The organism is Thioflexithrix psekupsensis, assembly GCF_002149925.1.
GTDB classification, from domain to species: Bacteria; Pseudomonadota; Gammaproteobacteria; order Beggiatoales; family Beggiatoaceae; genus Thioflexithrix; species Thioflexithrix psekupsensis.
The window spans coordinates 485,467-505,333 of sequence record NZ_MSLT01000012.1; the positions used below are offsets into that span (position 1 = coordinate 485,467).

General features: G+C 41.5%; 18 protein-coding genes and 1 other RNA gene. 9 read left to right on the top strand and 10 right to left on the bottom strand.

Going from position 1 to position 19,867, the window contains the following annotated elements; all coding sequences use genetic code 11:
- Positions 1-15: 15 nt before the first annotated feature.
- The 10 genes from TPSD3_RS07265 to TPSD3_RS07310 all read right to left on the bottom strand — a co-directional run bounded on the left by TPSD3_RS07265 (position 16) and on the right by TPSD3_RS07310 (position 8,202).
- Positions 16-1,113: a trypsin-like serine protease gene (locus TPSD3_RS07265; RefSeq protein WP_176329770.1), complete on the bottom strand. Its 1,098-nt coding sequence runs from the start codon at positions 1,111-1,113 to the stop codon at positions 16-18.
- 70 nt (positions 1,114-1,183) lie between these two features.
- On the bottom strand, positions 1,184-2,470 hold the full coding sequence (locus tag TPSD3_RS07270) for a polysaccharide pyruvyl transferase family protein (protein ID WP_086487909.1): 1,287 nt from the start codon (positions 2,468-2,470) through the stop codon (positions 1,184-1,186).
- A gap of 27 nt (positions 2,471-2,497) precedes the next feature.
- Positions 2,498-2,956 (bottom strand): group II truncated hemoglobin, encoded by a 459-nt coding sequence (locus TPSD3_RS07275; protein WP_086487910.1) that lies wholly within the window; start codon positions 2,954-2,956, stop codon positions 2,498-2,500.
- Positions 2,957-2,977: 21 nt separating this feature from the next.
- The gene (locus tag TPSD3_RS07280; protein ID WP_086487911.1) at positions 2,978-3,427 is read right to left on the bottom strand and encodes a regulatory protein RecX; all 450 of its coding nucleotides are present in this window, start codon (positions 3,425-3,427) and stop codon (positions 2,978-2,980) included.
- A 166-nt stretch (positions 3,428-3,593) separates the two neighbouring features.
- A complete protein-coding gene (locus tag TPSD3_RS07285) occupies positions 3,594-4,094 on the bottom strand; it encodes a hypothetical protein (RefSeq protein WP_086487912.1) in 501 nt (166 codons plus the stop codon).
- 34 nt (positions 4,095-4,128) lie between these two features.
- On the bottom strand, positions 4,129-4,794 hold the full coding sequence (locus TPSD3_RS07290; RefSeq protein WP_086487913.1) for a PulJ/GspJ family protein: 666 nt from the start codon (positions 4,792-4,794) through the stop codon (positions 4,129-4,131).
- Entirely contained in the window at positions 4,791-6,467 is a 1,677-nt protein-coding gene (locus TPSD3_RS07295; protein ID WP_086487914.1) for a glycosyltransferase, read from the bottom strand. The genes TPSD3_RS07290 and TPSD3_RS07295 overlap by 4 nt, the downstream gene beginning before the upstream one ends.
- A gap of 32 nt (positions 6,468-6,499) precedes the next feature.
- Positions 6,500-7,396 carry a lysophospholipid acyltransferase family protein gene (locus tag TPSD3_RS07300; protein ID WP_086487915.1) on the bottom strand — a complete coding sequence of 299 codons (897 nt, stop codon included), beginning with the start codon at positions 7,394-7,396 and terminating at the stop codon, positions 6,500-6,502.
- Between the two features lie 13 nt (positions 7,397-7,409).
- Positions 7,410-7,667: a hypothetical protein gene (locus tag TPSD3_RS07305; protein WP_086487916.1), complete on the bottom strand. Its 258-nt coding sequence runs from the start codon at positions 7,665-7,667 to the stop codon at positions 7,410-7,412.
- Between the two features lie 19 nt (positions 7,668-7,686).
- Positions 7,687-8,202 carry a flavodoxin domain-containing protein gene (locus tag TPSD3_RS07310; RefSeq protein ID WP_086487917.1) on the bottom strand — a complete coding sequence of 172 codons (516 nt, stop codon included), beginning with the start codon at positions 8,200-8,202 and terminating at the stop codon, positions 7,687-7,689.
- Positions 8,203-8,490: 288 nt separating this feature from the next.
- Here TPSD3_RS07310 and TPSD3_RS07315 point away from each other — a divergent pair, with 288 nt between their 5' ends.
- From TPSD3_RS07315 to TPSD3_RS07355, 9 genes are all read left to right on the top strand, one after another.
- On the top strand, positions 8,491-13,764 hold the full coding sequence (locus TPSD3_RS07315; protein WP_086487918.1) for a non-ribosomal peptide synthetase: 5,274 nt from the start codon (positions 8,491-8,493) through the stop codon (positions 13,762-13,764).
- A 17-nt stretch (positions 13,765-13,781) separates the two neighbouring features.
- Positions 13,782-14,492 (top strand): ABC transporter ATP-binding protein, encoded by a 711-nt coding sequence (locus TPSD3_RS07320; protein ID WP_086487919.1) that lies wholly within the window; start codon positions 13,782-13,784, stop codon positions 14,490-14,492.
- The gene (locus tag TPSD3_RS07325; protein WP_086487920.1) at positions 14,492-14,824 is read left to right on the top strand and encodes a DUF6867 family protein; all 333 of its coding nucleotides are present in this window, start codon (positions 14,492-14,494) and stop codon (positions 14,822-14,824) included. Before TPSD3_RS07320 ends, TPSD3_RS07325 begins: the two co-directional genes overlap by 1 nt.
- The gene (locus TPSD3_RS07330; RefSeq protein WP_086487921.1) at positions 14,824-15,699 is read left to right on the top strand and encodes a hypothetical protein; all 876 of its coding nucleotides are present in this window, start codon (positions 14,824-14,826) and stop codon (positions 15,697-15,699) included. Before TPSD3_RS07325 ends, TPSD3_RS07330 begins: the two co-directional genes overlap by 1 nt.
- A gap of 308 nt (positions 15,700-16,007) precedes the next feature.
- On the top strand, positions 16,008-16,859 hold the full coding sequence (gene metF, locus TPSD3_RS07335) for a methylenetetrahydrofolate reductase [NAD(P)H] (protein ID WP_217884431.1): 852 nt from the start codon (positions 16,008-16,010) through the stop codon (positions 16,857-16,859).
- Positions 16,860-16,922: 63 nt separating this feature from the next.
- Complete coding sequence (locus TPSD3_RS07340; protein ID WP_086487923.1) at positions 16,923-18,119, top strand: class I SAM-dependent rRNA methyltransferase; 1,197 nt, start codon at positions 16,923-16,925, stop codon at positions 18,117-18,119.
- Between the two features lie 44 nt (positions 18,120-18,163).
- Positions 18,164-19,156 (top strand): protease SohB, encoded by a 993-nt coding sequence (gene sohB, locus TPSD3_RS07345; protein ID WP_176329771.1) that lies wholly within the window; start codon positions 18,164-18,166, stop codon positions 19,154-19,156.
- A gap of 48 nt (positions 19,157-19,204) precedes the next feature.
- Positions 19,205-19,584, top strand: an RNA gene (gene rnpB, locus TPSD3_RS07350) — RNase P RNA component class A.
- A 39-nt stretch (positions 19,585-19,623) separates the two neighbouring features.
- Entirely contained in the window at positions 19,624-19,806 is a 183-nt protein-coding gene (locus TPSD3_RS07355) for a hypothetical protein (protein WP_086487925.1), read from the top strand.
- Positions 19,807-19,867: the final 61 nt, after the last annotated feature.

Genomic DNA, 19,867 nt, shown 5'->3' on the forward strand with positions numbered 1-19,867 from the left:
GAAAATTCCTTAATTTCAGAAATGAGAAAACCACAACAATCCCACATTAGACAAACGGCTTTCTCCTGAACAATTGTAGGCTTGAATAGCCACATAATAATTCTGTGGCTGTTCAAGATGACCTTTGAGAAAAATCTGCTGTCCTAAATCAAGGCTATTTAATTCAGATAAATCACGATAATTAAAAGGCAAATAAAACAGCGTGTAACCTTCGGCAAATTTTGGTGCTGTCCACAATAATTCCGCATCATTTCCTGCGACAGAAACGGTTAATGACGGCGATTCAGGAACAGGAGTGATACCTTCTTGACATACGCCAAATAAGGGGTCTAAAGACGTAAACTGAACTTCAGCAACATGACTTTTAATAAACTCTTGAAAAGCCGACAAACGCGTATAAACACCAGGGAAATAACCACACCGATCAGCACCATAACTGACCAGACCAATTTGCACTATCGTATCATCATTAGGATTGTGAATAATCAGGGGGCCGCCGCTGTCTGCGGTGCAAGAATCGCGTCCCAAATTCATCCCCCCCGCACACAACATGCTGGGGAGTAATTCTCCCGATTGAATGACTTTACCATCAACTAATAATTTTTCACATAATTCATTGTCTAATAACGGCATAGAAACGGCCATTAAAGTATCTGGATAACGCCCTAAATTACTGGTACTGCCCCAACCTAATACCGTGGCTGATAAGGTGGTCGGCAAAGAATAATCCGCTTCGTCTAATAAAGTCACAATCGGCAAATCAACAGGTTCAGCTAATTCCAATAAAGCAATATCGTTTTCCAAAATATTAAAACTAAAATCAGGATGCACAATAATTTGCTTCACATCAAGCAATAAAGTTTGCTGTAAATCCACATGAGCTGCCACTACCTGCACATCGGCTGGCATGTAATCGCGGCGTGGCGGGTCACTGAGACAGTGTGCTGCCGTCACTGCCCACGTGGGTGCGATCAGCGACGCACCGCAATAGTGACCTGTTACAGCGGTTTTTCCCGCTTCAACCAACGCCAAAGTCCACGGATATTCCCCTTGTGCGACAGGCTGACCACCGACCACACGCGCCTGTCGTTCTTGCGCGACAAGCTGGGTCATAAAAGAGACAAATATCACCAATATTAAAGTGATCTTTAGCGTATTTTGATAAAAAAAATTGCGGTTCATTTTAAAGGGTAAAATGCTGGAATAAGTGCATTAATTGATGTTTTACAGCGGGAACAGTTTGTTTTAAAGTATGGGCTACTTCTTCTCGTGTTTGATAACTGTGCTGCACCGCAGATAATAACGCCGCTTCATCTACTTTTCTTAAATCAATCACATTGTTGGCCGCGCCCACCGAATCAAACACGCCATGAAATTTACCACTATACGCCAAACCCACCGCAGGAATGCCTTGTGATAAAGCTGCGATGCAAGCGTGCATTCGTGATCCTAAAAAGAAATCACATTGCCCAATTACATATTTAACTTGACGATGATTTAACGTATCTGTTACTACAAACAAACGATCAGAATAATTCGCGTGCATTCGCTGATATAAATCCTCGCACGCATCGGGATCACTTTCAAAATGTCCTTTAACATCAAAGACATGAGGTACAAGAATAAGTACTGTATTAGCTTGAGCCAATAAAGTTTCAATTAAACGTACCATTAAAGTTGCATAAGTCGTATTTAAACCAAAATGCTGCTCCGCTTGATAATGTCTATTATAAAGTAAACCACTGACATTTAATCCAATAATCACCTGTCCATTGTCTCGGTGTTTCTCAATGTGAGTTAAAATCTCACTTTGCGGAGATTCTGCATCTAACACAAAAGCGACATCAGGCACAAATTGCACCAGAGCTTTATTTTTTTCTCCAAGAATTCCGCGCACATATTCCGCGCCTGTTTTATCTCTGGCATAAATGGCATCACTGTTATTTAAAATGCGACGTGCCATAAAGCGGGCGATTCGTCCTTTAAAAGGGCCATAAGTTTGAGGTAACATGACAAATTTCTTAGCACATAAAATGCCTAAAAACTTAGTCATTGAGCCGTAAAAAAGCCGCTTTAACCCATAAATATCACTAAAACTGTCTCCACCAGTAATATCAGCGACAATATCGATTTCCATTAATTCTTGAAAATAGCGATTTTTAGCCATTAAATAGCCGCGTAATGGTGGAATTATTTTAACGATAAGCGCGTAGAAAAGTAACAAATAAATATTTTGCGGTTTTAACACATTACGACCAAACCACATTTCCCGATAATGCAGCGTAATGGTTTTACCATCTATCGTGATCGTTTGCGTGGTATCGGTATGAAAAGAACGCAGCATAATGTGGGCATTTGGCCAATGGTGAATTAAACATTTTAAACTCGCCTCAGCCAACGCACTGACACCCATATTAGGCGTTTCAAAAGAAGCACCTAATAACCATATTTTTGGTCGCTGTTCCGACATTATATCTGCTCCTAAAAGGGGAAATAATCAAGACTTAAAAGGATATTCTAATAACACCACTTGTTCATTTAATCTTTTACCCGCATGAGTATGCTGATGATTCATTAAAGAAGTGGCTAAACGAGTAAAAGAAGCCATTAATTCTTGTTGTAAAGAAGGCTCTAATTGCAATTCTGCCATTGCCAATTGCATACACAATAACCACTGATCCCGCTCCGCGTGACCAATGGGAAAAGGCGCGTGTTTTTGTCCCAAACGCGGTGGCTGACCGTGTGGCGTATACAGCGCAGGGCCGCCCAACCATCCCGATAAAAAACGGAATAATTTGCGCTTTGCTCCGGTTAAATCTTGAGCGTGCATATTGCGAATGGTGCGCACTTCGGGCAAAGTGTCCATTTTTTCATAAAATAATTCCACCAATTGCCGCACACCTTCTTCTCCGCCAATTTTCTCATAATGTGGATTTTTAATGGCTGCTTGAGTCATATTGAATTCTCCTCATTTATTTCAGTCTATGGTTTCTGATAAAGCATATTTAATTTGATCTTGAGAAAAACCTCGCGCATATAAAAATCGTGCTTGTTTCGCTTTCTGTTTTAAATCATGAATTGCGGTTAAACCAAATCGCCGTTGTCGCACTTCTCGCGCTAATTCAAACCAATCGGCATTTTGCCAGCGTTCGGATTGTAATAATAACTCAGAATCAATCTGATGTTGCCGCAATTCTTGTTGAATGCGCAAAGGGCCATAACCGCGCTGCATTTTATTGTAAATTAAACTTTCTACAAAACGTGCTGGATTTAAATAATTATCCTGTTCTAATTTAAGCAAAGCCTCATTAATGACACGTTCTGCAAATTCTTTTTGTAATAAACGTTGGCGCAATTCATAAGCAGAATATTCCCGACGCGATAAATAATATAAAGCGGCTTGATAAGCTTTGTTTAATTCGTTCATTATATGATATTTTATTTGTTGTGTTTTTCTGATGAAAAAAGTTAGGACAAACGGTAAAGACCAATTTTAAAAATCTCTATTTGCAACTTTTTGTTGATTCTGTTTAACCGTTATTCTTTTGTTCTTCACAATTCCTATCGCAACAATTTGCAATCTTTACGTTATTTCAATTCTCTCCCTTTCTCTTTTGGTTTGCCATTCTTTGTGCAAGTGCTTGTCTATTTCTATCTCGAGAAATGCGATCAATTAACGACTTATATTTTTCCACTTGTTTATTATTTTCTGCCCTTAATTGTTGATTTTCTTCTTTCAACAAAGTCAGTTGTAACCTGCATCTTCCAAAATTTGTTTTCAACTTTAAAATACCTTTTTGATGATTTATTAATTTTTTGTTTTTTTCTCTTAATTCCACGTTTTCTCTTTCGAGAATAAACAACTTGTTATTTAATCCTTCTATTTTTACTAATAAACTTTCTACTTCTCTGGGGAAAATGTACTTTCTATATATCTTGTTTGTGATATATACTATCGCATGTATCATTCCAAAAAAAGTTATTAATACTGCTATTGGCATTAATTCTTTTTTATCTCCATAGCTTCCTATGATTGCCCCTATTATTAAATAAATGAAGAATATCAAAATCGCTTTTAAAATTACGCTAATCATTCTACACCTCATAAAACTAAGAATAATAGAGTCATTAAAATTGAGTAATCGGTTCATTAACCCAAATCGGGGCAATAATTTCAACAGAACGTTCTGATTCTTCACGGTGTTCAAACAACACGCGCACACCCGCAGGCAAACGCGCTTGACCACGCTCATTATCCCATTCTAATATTGACCAATCATCTGCCCATTTTGTTTCAATTTCACCCAAACTATCTTGAAAATAAATATAACTAAAGCGCACTTCATAATCAGATAATATTTCAATTCCTTCCGCTTTTTCTAAGCGTTCAGTGGGATTTCCTGCTAATGCGGGCAAAACGGTTAGAATTAATCCTTCATTTTTCTTACCGGGCTTAATATTCCACACACTCAATTCATTGCCTTGTCCGGGAGAAACAGTAGACACCCAGCTTAATTGTTCTTTATTGCCTTCAAAAAAAACAATACGTACATTTTTTTCTCGTTCCAAATAAGTATGGGGAAATGCAGATTCTAAAGCGCGTTCTAATTGAAGAATAATTAAAGAGTCATCTAAACTGCTTTCTAAACGATCTCCCGTTCGCTGCCAATCTTGCGTGACTATATACATGCCCATCGCTAATGTCATCATCACCATGACCGATAATGTTATGGCAATTAATAATTCTAATAAAGTAAAAGCACGGGTTAAAACCAGAGATGAAATAGGTTTCATAAAAAACGATTCAAAATAGGCGAATTAAAATAGGGAGGCAATGATAAATCTAAGCCCATATCCACTAAATCTAAAGTGAGATAACGGTTATAATAAGGATCGCCGTGATTCAAAAAGTCATACCAATAATGATTAAATGTACTCATTTCAGTCATATCCCAAAGCAATACCGAATCCGGCCACATCGGTGCAACAAAGGACGCAAACGGTGTGTAAACAGTGCGCCAACCCTGTTGTTGCGCCCGCAAAGCCAAATCCAGCACCCCAAAGCCGCTGTGATAATCCGCCCGAATCCCCCCTAAGGCCTGCCACAACACCCGCGACATGGCACAAATCCAAGGATGTGGCACACTAACATTACGAATAATCGCCGTCGCCCCCATGTAACCAGATTGCGTATACGGATGATCGTAATAAAGCGACAACGGCGGCCGATTGGCACGCAGAACCAAACCTGCATGTTTAAAATTTTTTTGATTATCAATCACTTGTCCTGTAACCAATCCCACTTGCGGCATCAACAACCAAGATAATAATTCCTCCGCTTGCGCGGGTTCAAAGTCATCCAAACCCTGCGTGATAAACAATAAAAAATCAATCTTTTCATCGGCTTGCGCCCATGCTTGGCGATATTGTTCTACTAAATCACCACTGAGGTCTAATTCCACTGTCCGCCATGTATTTTTTTCTGGTGCAGGCAAGCAAACTCGGTAATTCCCCCGACATAAATCTGTATTTTCATAGACCGTAGCCGCAATACCCCGACGTTGTAAACTGCTTTGTAAGGCAGTCAGCCCGGCTTGATAAACGTATTCTTTAGCATTATGATCCAAAGCAATCGATTCGGGATGTTGTCGCCAGTGGTATAAAATTCGGCTAACATGATGAATTTTAGGATTTTTTTCTGCGGCACGCAAAATTAAATCGTAATCCTGAGACCCCTCCGCTTCTATTCGTAATCCACCTAATTCCTCTAATAAACTACGTCGATACACCAAAAGATGAAATAAATAATTTCCTGATAACAAAGTTTCTGGCGACCAATCAGGCTTACATAAATGCAGAAAACGAGTGTTATTTAACGACAAACTATCCCGATCACTATAAAGAATATCAATAGAATCATTTTGGCGTAAAATATTTGCCATACAAAATAACGCTTCAGGGGCTAAACGATCATCATGATCTAAAAAAGCCACATAACTATTTTTTACTTGATTTAATGCAAAATTAGTTGCCGCACAAATGCCTTGATTGTGCGGTAAATAATAAACTTCAATACGCGGATCAATACGCGCCAATTGCGCCAAATAAGCGCGAGTTTCTTCGCGTGAACTGCCGTCATCAACCAGACACCATTGCCAATAAGGATAAATTTGCGTGCGCACTGAATCTGCACATTCTTTTAACCATAAAGGATCAGTATTATAAACGGGAGTGACTAAAGAAAAAAATAACGGTTCTTTCCATGTCATCACCTGATCGCGCAATTGTTGCCATTCATTAAGGGTTAAAAAACTATGATGAAATAACCAGGCTTGATATTCAATCCATTCACTGCTGCCCCAATGCTTTAATTGCATTTCTGTAGGAGAAATCCAATAAGCAGGTTTATTGGCTGCAAATAAAGGCATTTTCTTAAACCATGTTGTCCAATCTTTTAGCGCGTTCAAAAATTATATTTCCTTATAAAAAATAATTTCTTTTAAGAATAAGGTGAAATTTGTCCATCAGGAACTTTTTTAAAACGCTTATAACTCCACTGATATTGTGCAGTATTGATAGCGATACATTGCATAATGCCCTGATTTAATGCAGTGGCTGCTTCAATTAAATCTTCAGCATCAATTCCCATAGGAGCAGGAAGAAAATGCACGCGAAAATGTGCCGTGTTTTCAGTGGATAAAGATAACCGTTCGGCAAAGGTAAAAATCACGGGTGCGCCCGTTTTGCGTGCCAATCGCGCCACTAGCGTCATGGTATAAGCAGGGCGGGCGAAAAACGGCGCAAACACCCCTGTTCCCGCTTCATTTGGCACTTGATCGGGTAAAATGCCAACCACTTCTCCGCGTTTTAAAGCCGCAAATAACGCCTTAATACCTTGCCTATCTGTAGGAACTAATGTTGCGCCTAATCGTTCGCGGGCATTTTTTATAAAAAAATCTAAATCAGACAAACGTGGTGGACGATAAAGACTGGTGATTGGATAATGTAAAGACGCATATAATCCCGCCATTTCCCAAGCCCCTAAATGCGGCGTTAATAAAATCACACCTCGCCCTCGTTTTACGGCATCATCTAAATAATGTTGCTGAGAAGCCGTTGCTAAAGCCATAATGCGCTCGCGTGACCACAACCATAATGCCGATAATTCAAATACCGTTTTAGCCGTTTCTTGCACACTTTCACGCAATAATTGCGCTTGTTGTTTCGCTGTATAATGCGGAAAACAATGCGCAATATTGACTCGACTGGTTTGCACCATACGTATATGAGAAAAAGCCATCAATAAATAACTGGTAATAATGGCGATGCGGTGTTGTTGTTTTAACGACAAATAAGACAAGAAACGCAAAAAAATAATAATGAGTTTAGCACGCATTTTAGCAAAAAATCTACTCTTTCATATCCGAATTAGAAATATTATTATTCGCCTTAATTTGCTGCGTTCTTATCCCTTTCATGATGGCTAAAATAAAAGGGGAAGCGTGCATTAATAAATCAAAAATATCGATAAGACGGTGCAATGTTCCTTGAAACAACATCCGCACTTTCTCTACTAAATGCGGTTCTGGCACAAAAGGAGCTAACCCCAATGTTAAACACGCAATCATAATAAAAAACCAAGGTACATCATCCAGCCAACGTAACATTGTTTTATTTCCACTTGAATTAAAGGTGAGTAGGAGGCATTAATTTCGAGGCTAATCCCCGCGCCCAAGCGCGGATAATTTCGTAATCTCGAAAATCGCCTTCAGGAACATGAGTTATTCTAGCTAATAATCGCCAAAAAAACTTTAATTTAGTAGGGCGCATTGCACCCGCAAATAAACCTGTATCTATTGAGTCCACTAAGGCTAATGTTGGCTGCATCATTCCCAATACTTTAGCCCGATTTTCTGGCGTATCTTCATGTAAAGTCATGCACACCACAAATAAGGCTACTTTTTTGTTTTTTAACACATTTTGATGCACGGTTAAAAATTGTTGCGCCTCTGATAACCAATGTCCCATACGAATGGGTGCGCCAATAATCACCACATCATAAGGCTTAATGTCTTTGACATCTAATAGATAACGAATGTCTAATGTTAGACCCTGTTTCACCAATTCTGCACCAATCGCATGGGCAACCCCTTGTGTAGAACCACCGCGACTGGCATAAGTTAATAAAATTTTTTGATCCATAGTGTCTCACTTAACTATTTCTTTAAAAAACAAAGCATTAAAAATAAATAACGGAGTTATTTTTATGTATGACTCAACACCAGTCAGTTAAGTAAAAAATAGTCGTTGCATTTTCTACGATATTCGGTAAATTGAGTAAAATCAGTAAAGCAGTTTATGACATTATGCGGTTGTTTTGCAAGTACGACAGAAAAACCGTTGACTTAGAATTATTTTGTGATTTTCATCGTAATTTTTTTTAAAAATTGTCGCTAATCCTTTTAACTTTATTTCATTTCAAGAGCTTATATGATGACTCCCCAACAAAAAACAGTCATTGACACCTTGCTTGCCATGATGTCGGACGCATTGCCCGCGATGCCAGTAGAACAAAGTTTACATGTGCCTTTCTTAGAAATGGGGGCAAATTCCCTTGTTTTAATGGAGGTGCAGCGTCATGTGGAAAATCGTTTTGGTGTGAATATTGCCATCAATCAATTTTTTGAAGAATTGACCCATATCGAAGCCCTAGCGCAATACATTACAGAACACAGCCCGTCATTAAATACGCCAGAACCCGCGCCTTCTGTGACACAAAACCCTGCACCTGCTGCGCCCACCACGGTGCCGCTGCCAAATACAAATACGACACCGCCACCTGTTTTCAATACCTCATCGTCTGAATTAGAACATATTTTTCAACAACAATTACACATTGCCACCCAAACCTTACAACAGGTTATCGCGCAACAATTGGATTTTTTACGCGGTCAAGGTGTTACTAACGTGGATCATGCTGTATTCAACGCGCCCGTAATCGGGCAGAATGTGGCATCGGCGGTTGCGCCCACTTCTTCTCCTGCGCCGGTCAAAAGTGTTACGGAAAATACAGCCACGGTCAAATCGAATACTTCACCACAACATTTATTGTCGCCTTTAGAAATTCGGGCGCGTGGCTTAACGCCTACCCAACAGACCCATTTAGAGCAGTTAATTCAACGCTTTACCGAAAAAACTAAAACCTCAAAACAGTTGACCCAACGCTATCGTGCGGTATTAGCGGATAGTCGTGCTACGGTTGGTTTTCGCTTCACCACCAAAGAAATGTTATACCAAATTGTGGGAAAAACTGCAAAAGGTTCACGGATTTGGGACATCGATGGCAACGAATACATTGATATTACAATGGGGCAAGGGGTGAATTTATTTGGTCATCAGCCCGATTTTATCTTACAGGCTCTGGCCGAAGCCCAAACGCACGCCTTACCGGGGCCACCGAGAATACTAGAAACATGTGAAGCGGCCGCTTTGATCTGTGAATTGACGGGATTGGAGCGGGTGGCGTTTACAAATTCAGGCACGGAAGCGGTAATGGCGGCGATTCGTTTGGCACGCGCTGCAACAAAACGTAATAAAATCATTATGTTTGAAAACGCCTATCATGGCCACTCTGATTTTAGTTTGGGCAAGGCGCAATGGGACGGCGATCAACTGCATACGTTGCCGATTGCGTCAGGTATTCCAGTTGGTGCAGTACAAGATACGCTTTTGTTGCCTTATGGAGAGGAGTCTTCATTAGATTACATTCGTCGTCATATTCATGAATGCGCCGCGATTATTGTAGAACCTGTACAAAGCCGCCGTCCTGATTTACAGCCTAAAGCATTTTTACAAACCTGTCGCCGTTTGACCGAAGAAGCGGGCGCATTGCTGATTTTTGATGAAATGGTGACGGGATTCCGCGCTCACCCCGGCGGCGCACAAGCATGGTTTGGTATTCGTGCTGATTTAGCCACGTATGGCAAAGTGTTGGGTGGTGGATTACCTGTGGGTGTAGTGGCAGGGCGTGCGAAGTACATGGACGGCATTGATGGTGGTTTTTGGAACTACGGCGACAATTCTTACCCCCAAGCAGAGCGTACTGTATTTGGTGGTACTTTTTGCCAACATCCTTTAGCCATGGCCACCACTTTGGCCACTTTAAAACATTTGAAAAATCAAGGTGTTGCCTTACAAAATGCGGTCAATGAACGCACGCGCTATTTAGCCGAGACATTAAACGCTTTCTTTAGCGCAGAAGAAATGCCGTTAAAAGTGGTTTATTTCGCTTCGTTATTCAGTTTTTCTTTTACGGGAAATTTAGAATTTTTATTCTATCATTTAATGTTAAAAGGGGTGTTTGTTTGGGAATGGCGTAATTGCTTTTTATCCACTGCCCATACGGATGAAGATGTAGAAAAAATTATTCAAGCGGTAAAAGAAAGTTTATTAGAATTGCGGGCAGGCGGATTTATTCCTGAAAAAACAGGAAAAACCACGCCCATTCCTTCTCCCATTGCTGTTTTAAAAGCAAGTGACAATCAAGCCGATCAGCCTTTAACCGAAGCGCAAAAACAATTGTGGACTTTGGCAAAAATTAATCCCGAAGGCTCACTGGCTTATCACATTCGCATTATGTTGCAATTAACAGGTCAATTAGATGTATCGGCCTTGCGTCAAGCGATTAATGACGTGGTGGCACGGCATGAAGCCTTACGCACAGCGATTTATGCGGAACACCAAGTCATTGTATCTGAAGTGGTTTTAGACGTGCCGTTGATCGATTGTCGGGGTTCTGAATCGACTTTTACCACATGGTTACAACAAGAATTAAGCACGCCTTTTGATTTGACTAAACCGCCATTATTCCGTGCAACTTTAGTGCAATTGGATGCAGAACATTATCGCTTGGCATTAAATGCGCATCATATTGTGGTTGATGGTTATTCGATTAATCTCATTGCACAAGATATTATCTCCGCTTATAACGCAACAATGCGCGGACAATTAAGCCCATTTTCCACTGTGATGCCTTTTAAACATTATGTTCATTGGCAACTTGAACAATTGCAAACGGCGACATGGTTGGCACACGAAAATTATTGGCTCACACAATGGTCACATCACACCGTGCCTGTGCTGCAATTACCGACTGATTTTACCCGCCCTGTGATAAAAAGTTATCGCGGTGGCCGGGTGCGTTTAGATTTATCTTTAGATTTGCTGAGAAAAGTCCCTGAATTCGCGCAAAAACAACATTGCACGCCTTTTATGATTTATGTGGCTGCGTATTGTTTATTATTGCATCGTTTAACAGGACAACAAGAATTGTTGATCGGAATTCCAACATTAGGACGTGGCTTAAAAGGGTCTGAATTAATGGTGGGATATTGCACCCATTTATTGCCAATTAAAAGCCAAATTGAATCGCTAAATCAGCCTTTTAATGAATTCTTAATTGCTACCCGTCGGCAATTGTTAAGTGGCTATCAACATCAAGATTATCCTTATGCGCAATTGTTGAAGCAATGGCGACAACAAAAAGATCACGGTACAGCTCCCTTAATTGCGACGGTATTTAATTTGGATCAACCCGGTGTGTTGCCAGAAATGGTTAATTTACGTGCAGAATGGTTGCCGCAATCGGTGGCTTTTACGCCGTTTGATTTGACGTTTAATTTAACCGATATTGGCACGGCAGCCGTTTTGGAATGCGATTATGACAGCGATATTTTAACCGCAGAAACAGTGCAACGTTGGGCGGGACATTATGTGACTTTATTGGCTGAATTAATGAATCATCCCACGCAATCGGTTTATGAATTATCGTTATTAACGCCTGAGCAACGTCAGCAATTGTTAGTGCAATGGAATCAAACCGCACAGCCTTATCCGCGCAACCAAACAATAGCCGATTTATTGACGGAAAAAGCCACGCAAATGGATCAGGCAATGGCTTTGCAATTTCAAGATAAAACATTGACCTTTGCAGAGTTGAATCAACAGGTGAATCAATTAGCCCATTATTTGCAAAATAAAGGCGTTAAACCTGACACTATTGTTGGCGTTTGTTTGACCCGTCAACCTGCGTTAATTGTCAGTTTATGGGCGATTTTAAAAGCGGGTGGGGCTTATTTACCCTTAGACCCCAGTTATCCTGCGGCGCGGTTGGCGTTTATGTTAGACGACGCGCAAGTGTCTGTTTTATTGACAGAAACGGCTTTATTGCCGCAGTTGCCGAATACACAAGCAACGGTCGTGTGTGTGGATCGAGACGCGCCACAATGGGCGGAGATGGCAAAAAGTAATCCAATAAGTGCTGCCACTGCGCAAAATTTGGCTTATTTGATATACACATCAGGTTCAACAGGTAAACCTAAAGGCACGATGATCGAGCATCGCGGTTTGGTGAATTACTTAACATGGGCAGTACAGGCTTATGAAGTCGCACAAGGGTCTGGCGTTCCTGTTCATGCGTCAATGAGTTTTGATGCGACTATTACCAGTTTATTTGCTGCTTCTTTAGCAGGAAAACCCTTGTTTTTATTACCCGAAAAACAACATGAAGCGGAAGTCGTCACCACTGATTTATTAGCCTTGTTAAACAGCAGTTCTCATTTAAGTTTAATTAAACTCACTCCTGCTCATTTAGAATTGCTGAATCCATTATTAAATACGGAGACTTTACAACAGCAATGTCGTTATGTAATTTTAGGGGGAGAAGCCTTAACGACAAAACAAGTGGCCATTTGGCGAGAATTCGCGCCGAATATTCGTTTAATTAACGAGTATGGCCCCACAGAAACGGTAGTGGGTTGTTGTGTTTATCAAGTGGATGCAGACACGCCCACACAAGGCCAAGTGCCGATTGGTCGCCCGATTGCCAACACGCAACTGTATGTTTTAGATGCCACTTTGCGCCCTGTGCCAATTGGAGTCATGGGAGAATTATACATTGGAGGCGACGGCGTGGCTCGCGGTTATCATCAACGCCCTGAATTGACGGCGGAGCGATTTATTCCCGATCCATTTAATGCCAATTCGTCATCTCGTTTATATAAAACAGGTGATTTAGCGCGCTATCGTGCCGATGGTATTTTAGAATATCTAGGGCGTATTGATAATCAAGTCAAAGTGCGCGGATTTCGAGTTGAATTAGGCGAAATTGAAACGGTTTTAGCCCAACACGCTCAAGTGCGAGAAGCAGCGGTCATTGCGCATCGTTTTTCGGCGCAAGATGTGCGTTTAATTGCTTATTATGCTTTAAAGAAAGGCGCGGTATTAGATGAGCTGACATTACGGCATACTTTATCGCAACAATTACCTGCGCATGAAATGCCTGCGATGTTCATTCAATTGCCAGAATTGCCTTTGACCAGTAATGGTAAAGTGGATCGCGCCGCTTTACCCATTCCCACGCAAATTCAAACGCAATCTGCGGTGGCTTTTTTGGCTGCGAGTAATTCAGTGGAACAGCAATTGGTGGCGATTTGGCAGGACTTGTTACACGTTAAACAGGTCGGGGTGAATGACAACTTTTTTGATTTAGGCGGGCATTCGCTGTTAATTCTGCCCATGTGTGAACAGATTGCGCAACAATTGAATTACACGCTATCACCTGTGGATGTATTCAAATATCCCACTATTCGTACTCTATCTGCGTTAATTCAACCTAGCGATAATACACCAACACTGAGTAAACACCAGAAAGCCAAGCAACGTAATCCGAATAAAAAAGCTGTTTTTCGTGGATTGCGGGGATAAGAAAATAGGGAGAAATAATGACTTTATTACAAGTGGATCAAGTTCACACTTATTACGGTAATATTCACGCTTTACATGGCGTTAATGTGGTGATTAATGAAGGTGAAATTGTCACTTTAATTGGCGCGAATGGCGCAGGCAAATCAACTTTATTAATGACCATTTGTGGCGATCCCGTGGCGAGATCGGGATCGATTTATTTTGATGGGGAAAATATTACCCATTTATCGACCCATGAGATCATGCGTCGTCGCATTGCACATTCTCCCGAAGGACGGCGAATTTTTCCGCGTATGACGGTGTTAGAAAATCTGCAATTAGGCTGTCGAGATGAACGTTATTTTAATGAAGATTTAGCCCGCATTTTTCATTTATTTCCGCGTTTGCGTGAGCGTCGCCATCAGCGCGGCGGCACGATGTCGGGCGGAGAACAGCAAATGCTGGCGATTGGTAGAGCCTTAATGAGTCGGCCGCGTTTATTATTATTAGATGAGCCTTCGTTGGGATTGGCACCGTTAATTGTGAAGCAAATTTTCCAAGTGATTAAAGATATTAATGAGCAGGAAAATGTCACTATATTTTTGGTGGAACAAAATGCACATCATGCTTTACATTTAGCCCATCGTGCTTATGTCATGGTGAATGGAAAAATTACTTTAACCGGCACGGGAAAAGAATTATTAGCCAGTCCCGAAGTGCGAGCCGCTTATTTAGAAGGAGGTGTGTAATGTTTGGCGATTCGATTTGGGTCTTTTGGATTGTTTCTGTGGGCATTTTTGGCGCAATAGGTTTTGCCATTGGTCAAGCAGTGGCCAGCCAATGGCAGTCTTTTTGGCTGGTGGTTTGGTATGCTTGCTTATTGGGGGCATTTGAGCGTTTTATTATTTATGCTTTATTTGGTGATGAATTGCTTTCTGTTTTAGGTTATTTAATTGATACCGCAGTTATTATTGCAATGGCTTTATTTGGGTATCGTTTAATGCAGGTTAAAAAAATGGTAACGCAATACCCTTGGTTATATGCGAGAATGGGATTCTTTTTTTGGAAAGAGAAGGTTTAATGGATATTGTAAAAAATGATGAAAAACAATTAGTGATTCAAGTCAAACATCCTAAATCATGGGTATTTACTTTTGGTTTTGGTTTGGTATTGGGTTGGTTATGTTTTCAAATAGGTTTGGGCAGTTTGCAGCATAATCATGGTGAGCGGGTGTGGTGTCAGCGGGTGGAAGCGGGGGCAGCGGCGTTGTGTCGCTTATTACCGCCTGCGCCGTTGTTTGATTTTGGAACGAAAGCGGCCACGAAAGAGGTTAAAGGCTATTTAAATCAAGTGGTTCTGTTGGTCAGCGAACGTCCACAAGAGCCGATTATTCTGCAATTTCAATTTAGCCATGCTGTCACTGCGGACGTAGGTTTTACAGATCGACGCGAGGCCGAACGTCATGCGCAAAAAATCACCCAATTTTTAGCCACGCCACATTATTTGCGTTTGGAATTAGAATTGATTGGCTATGGTCAAATTATGACGCGCACTTTAGCGGGTTATCCGTTGATAATTTTGGGATTATTGTTATTATCTAGTTTTTTAATTGCGCTGCTGAAATGGAATGATTTGAATTGGCTTATTTTTGACCGAGAATTAGGCTTATATCAAGTGAAATATCGTTATTGGTGGGGATTGCGTCGTGGGATTAAATATAGTGTATCTTTATCTTCTATTGTAAGCCTTTCTCCTGTGTTAATAACGCATCAAGAAACAGAAGAATTAGAACACGCTGATCAGGCCTTAGCGCAATTACGTTTGCAGTTGCAAGATGGCGATAATGTGCCTTTAAATAAAGAAGCGGATTTGATCAGCACCGTAAAACGGTGGCAGCCTATCGTGAATACCGTTAATGCGTTTTTACAAGGCACTTTACCCCTATCCCATTTATAGGACAAGAAACCCAAATCGCCACCCACATTTAATCCAGCTTTACCTTACGCCAATAAAGCCAAAACTTTCTTAAAATCCCACTTTCTTAAAAATCTCAATTCAAACATCAGGCGATAATTGTCTGTGGTGGAGAAATAAGCCTGCTATAATGATCGACCTGCATTTAATATCGCCGATTCAGCAATGACCATTGGCGCAGTGCTGGTGTGAATCGACGTGGTTTGACATTCATATCCGACGAAGTCGTGAGGTTTGTTAGAGTTATTTTTTTAAAACCTATTTTATTTGCTATTAAAATAAGAGTCATGATGAATATGAAAACAAGCGCGTTAAGCTGTGAGTTTTTTCCTCCTAGAACTGCCGAAGGTGACAGCCAATTAAAACAGGTACAAGAACAATTAAAAGTTCTTAATCCCAGTTATTATTCCGTGACTTTTGGCGCGGGAGGCTCTACCCAAGAAAAAACGTATGAAACCGTGGTGGATATACAGAATCGTTGTGGGGTTCATGCCGCGCCTCATTTGTCTTGTATTGGTAGTTCTAAAACGGCAATTAGCGCATTATTAAAAGCTTATCAAACGCAGAATATTAGCCGTATTGTGGCGTTACGTGGAGATCGCCCGTCGGGCATGATGGGACGCATTGGTGATTTTAATTATGCCAATGAATTAGTCCAATTTATTCGAGAATGTACGGGCGATTATTTTCATATTGAAGTGGCTGCCTATCCCGAATGTCATCCCGAATCGCGCACCGCCAGTGCGGATTTAGACGCTTTTGTGGATAAAGTCGCGGCTGGTGCGAATGCGGCTATTACGCAATATTTTTATAATGATGAAGCCTATTATCGTTTTATTGAAGCCTGTCAACAGCGTGGTGTCACGATTCCGATTGTGCCGGGGATTATGCCGATTAATAATTTTACGCAATTGGTGCGTTTCTCAGACATGTGTGGGGCGGAAATTCCGCGGTGGTTGCGTTGGCGATTGGGCGAATTAGAACATGACCGCGCCAGTTTGCGGGCTTATGGTTTGGATGTGGTGACTGATTTGTGTCGTCGTTTGTTACAAAATGGCGCACCGGGATTGCATTTTTATACGCTAAATCAAGCCGAATTAACGTTAGAAATTGCGCGGCGATTGGGAATGGTGACAGAATAGCTAATATCCATTTTTATTCTCTTTAATTTCCCAATTTTATTGCAGTAAGCCAAAAGGATTGTCATGTCTTTGCCACCCTTATTTTTAAAAAAAAATGCAGACCGTCGCTTGCGCGCTGGGCATCTCTGGATTTATAGCAACGAAGTCAATGTGGATAAATCTCCCTTACGCCAATTCGAAGCCGGTCAACAAGTGACTGTTTTTGGTCATGATGAGAAACCATTGGGTAGTGCGTATGTCAATGCGGCTTCGTTGATTTGTGCGCGTTTATTTACTCGTGAACCCGATGTGCTTTTGGATCGTGGGTTAATTGCGCATCGCATGAATATTGCTTTATCCGTACGACAACGCTTGTTTACTCAACCGTGTTATCGCTTAATTTATGGCGAAAGTGATGGTTTACCCGGTTTGGTGGTGGATCGTTACGATACGATTTGTGTGGTACAGTTAGGCACGGCCGGTATGGAGCGTTTGAAAGACGATGTCATTGCCGCTTTGGAAAAATTGTTAAAGCCCGCCGCTATTGTATTGCGCAATGACAGTTCCGTGCGTTCGATGGAAGATTTAACGCCTTATGTTGAGGTGGTTAGTGGGACGTTGCCGCCGGAGCCGATTTTGGTTGAGAACAGTACGCGCTTTCGTGTGCCAATTTTAGACGGACAAAAAACGGGGTGGTTTTACGATCACCGTTTAAACCGAGCGCGCTTACAAAGTTATGTGCGGGGTTTGCGGGTGTTAGACCTTTTTAGTTATGTCGGTGGTTGGGGTGTGCAAGCGGCGGTGGCCGGTGCCAGTGAGGTGTGGTGTGTGGACAGTTCGCAACACGCTTTAGATCATATCCCCTTGAATGCACAGCTTAATGGCGTTGCTGATCGCGTGCATACTTTGCAAGAAGATGTGTTTGAGGCCTTGAAAAATTTTAAGCAAAATCAAGATAAATTCGATGTGGTCATTTTAGACCCCCCCGCTTTTATTAAACGACGCAAAGATCAACAGGCCGGAGAAGCCGCTTATCGGCGTATTAATCAGTTGGCCATGACCTTGTTGAAGCGGGATGGTTTATTGGTGTCGGCATCTTGTTCGTTGCATTTGCCGGCGGAGACTTTATTGGATTTAATTCGTGCTATGGGTCGTCATGTGGATCGTCACGTTCAATTGTTAGAACAGGGGCATCAAGGGCCAGATCATCCCATTCATCCTGCGATTCCTGAAACGGCTTATTTGAAAGCCTTTTTTTGTCGGGTTTTGCCCTCATTATAAACGGTGATAGTGGTTTAATTCTGGGTTTAGACTAAGGACAGATTATGTGGGAATTTTTATTTGATTATGGTTTATTTTTCGCCAAAACATTAACGATTGTTTTAGCGATTGTGGTGATTATTGTGATGGCCATGGCGGCGCGTCAACAGAGCAGTGAAGAAGAACAAGGCGAGTTAAAAATTACTTCACTCAGTGAGCGTTTTAAGAATTATCGCAGCCAATTGGAAGAGGCGATTTACGATAAGCAGGAATTGAAAAACCGACAACGCGACGCAAAAAAACAAGCGAAAGAAGATAAAGCACCACGGCGACATTTATTCGTGTTAGATTTTCATGGTGACATTCGGGCTTCGGCAGTGGAATCATTGCGCCAAGAGATCACGGCCATTTTAATGGTGGCCGATAAAGCGCGGGGCGATGAAGTGGTGGTTAAATTAGACAGCGGTGGGGGTTTAGTCCATACCTATGGTTTGGCCGCTTCGCAATTAAAACGGATAAAAGACAAAGACATTCCTTTGACCATTGTGGTGGATAAAGTTGCGGCCAGTGGGGGTTATTTAATGGCGTGTTTAGCGGATAAATTAATTGCGGCACCGTTTGCAATTATTGGTTCTATTGGCGTATTGGCACAATTGCCTAATTTTCACCGTTTGTTAAAGAAACATGATATTGATTTTGAGCAATTATCCGCCGGCGAATATAAACGCACTTTAACCGTTTTTGGTGAAAATACGGATAAAGCGCGGGTTAAAATGCAAGCTGATTTAGAAGATACGCACCAATTATTTAAACAATTTATTTTAGACCATCGTCCCACGTTAAATATTGAACAAGTGGCTACTGGTGAATATTGGTATGGTACGCAGGCGAAAAACTTGAATTTAATTGATGACATTACCACCAGTGATGATTATCTCTTGGCGGCCAGTAAAACCGCGGATATTTATCAAGTGCATTACGCACAAAAACGCAGTTTAAAAGAAAAACTGGGGTTGGCCATGCAAGAAGGCTTGGCGCGTTTATTTTTAGCGCGTTAATTTTCTTGCATTATCCTCTCATTTATGACTAAACTCTGGACGATCAGAACAGTCGATTAGGCAATCGCTGTTTTTTTTCTAAAATAGAGGAAAGTCCGGGCTTCGCAGGGCAGGATGCTAGGTAACGCCTAGGAGGCGCGAGCCTACGGAAAGTGCCACAGAAAATATACCGCCTAATGTGTCTAAAAACAGCACAAACAGGTAAGGGTGAAATGGTGCGGTAAGAGCGCACCGCGCTTTTGGCAACAAAAGTGGCAGGGTAAACCCCATCCGAAGCAAGACCAAATAGGGAAACACGCTTCAACGCACATGCGGCCCGCATGGGTTTCCGGGTAGGTTGCTAGAGGATAACGGTGACGTTATTCCCAGAGGAATGGTTGCCACCCCGCAAGGGGATACAAAACCCGGCTTATCGATTGACTGTTCTGATCTCTGAATTCTTTTCATGCAAAGGAGGCTTTTCGATTATGTCTGTCGAAACAACACTGAAAAACTTAGAAATCCGCGCCAGACGCATTATTGGCGTACCTTGTGTGGCGATTATAGATAATAATCGCGTGGAGGTGATTTCTAGCGTGTTTAGTGGTTTTATTCGTTTAGAGTACCGTAAAAATGGGGAAGTGGTGAGTCGCAGTAGTCTATTAACGTGACTCAATGTGGTGGCGACTTCTTCCTTTCCTGATCCAGATTCAGCTCCTTCTGCTATGGAGA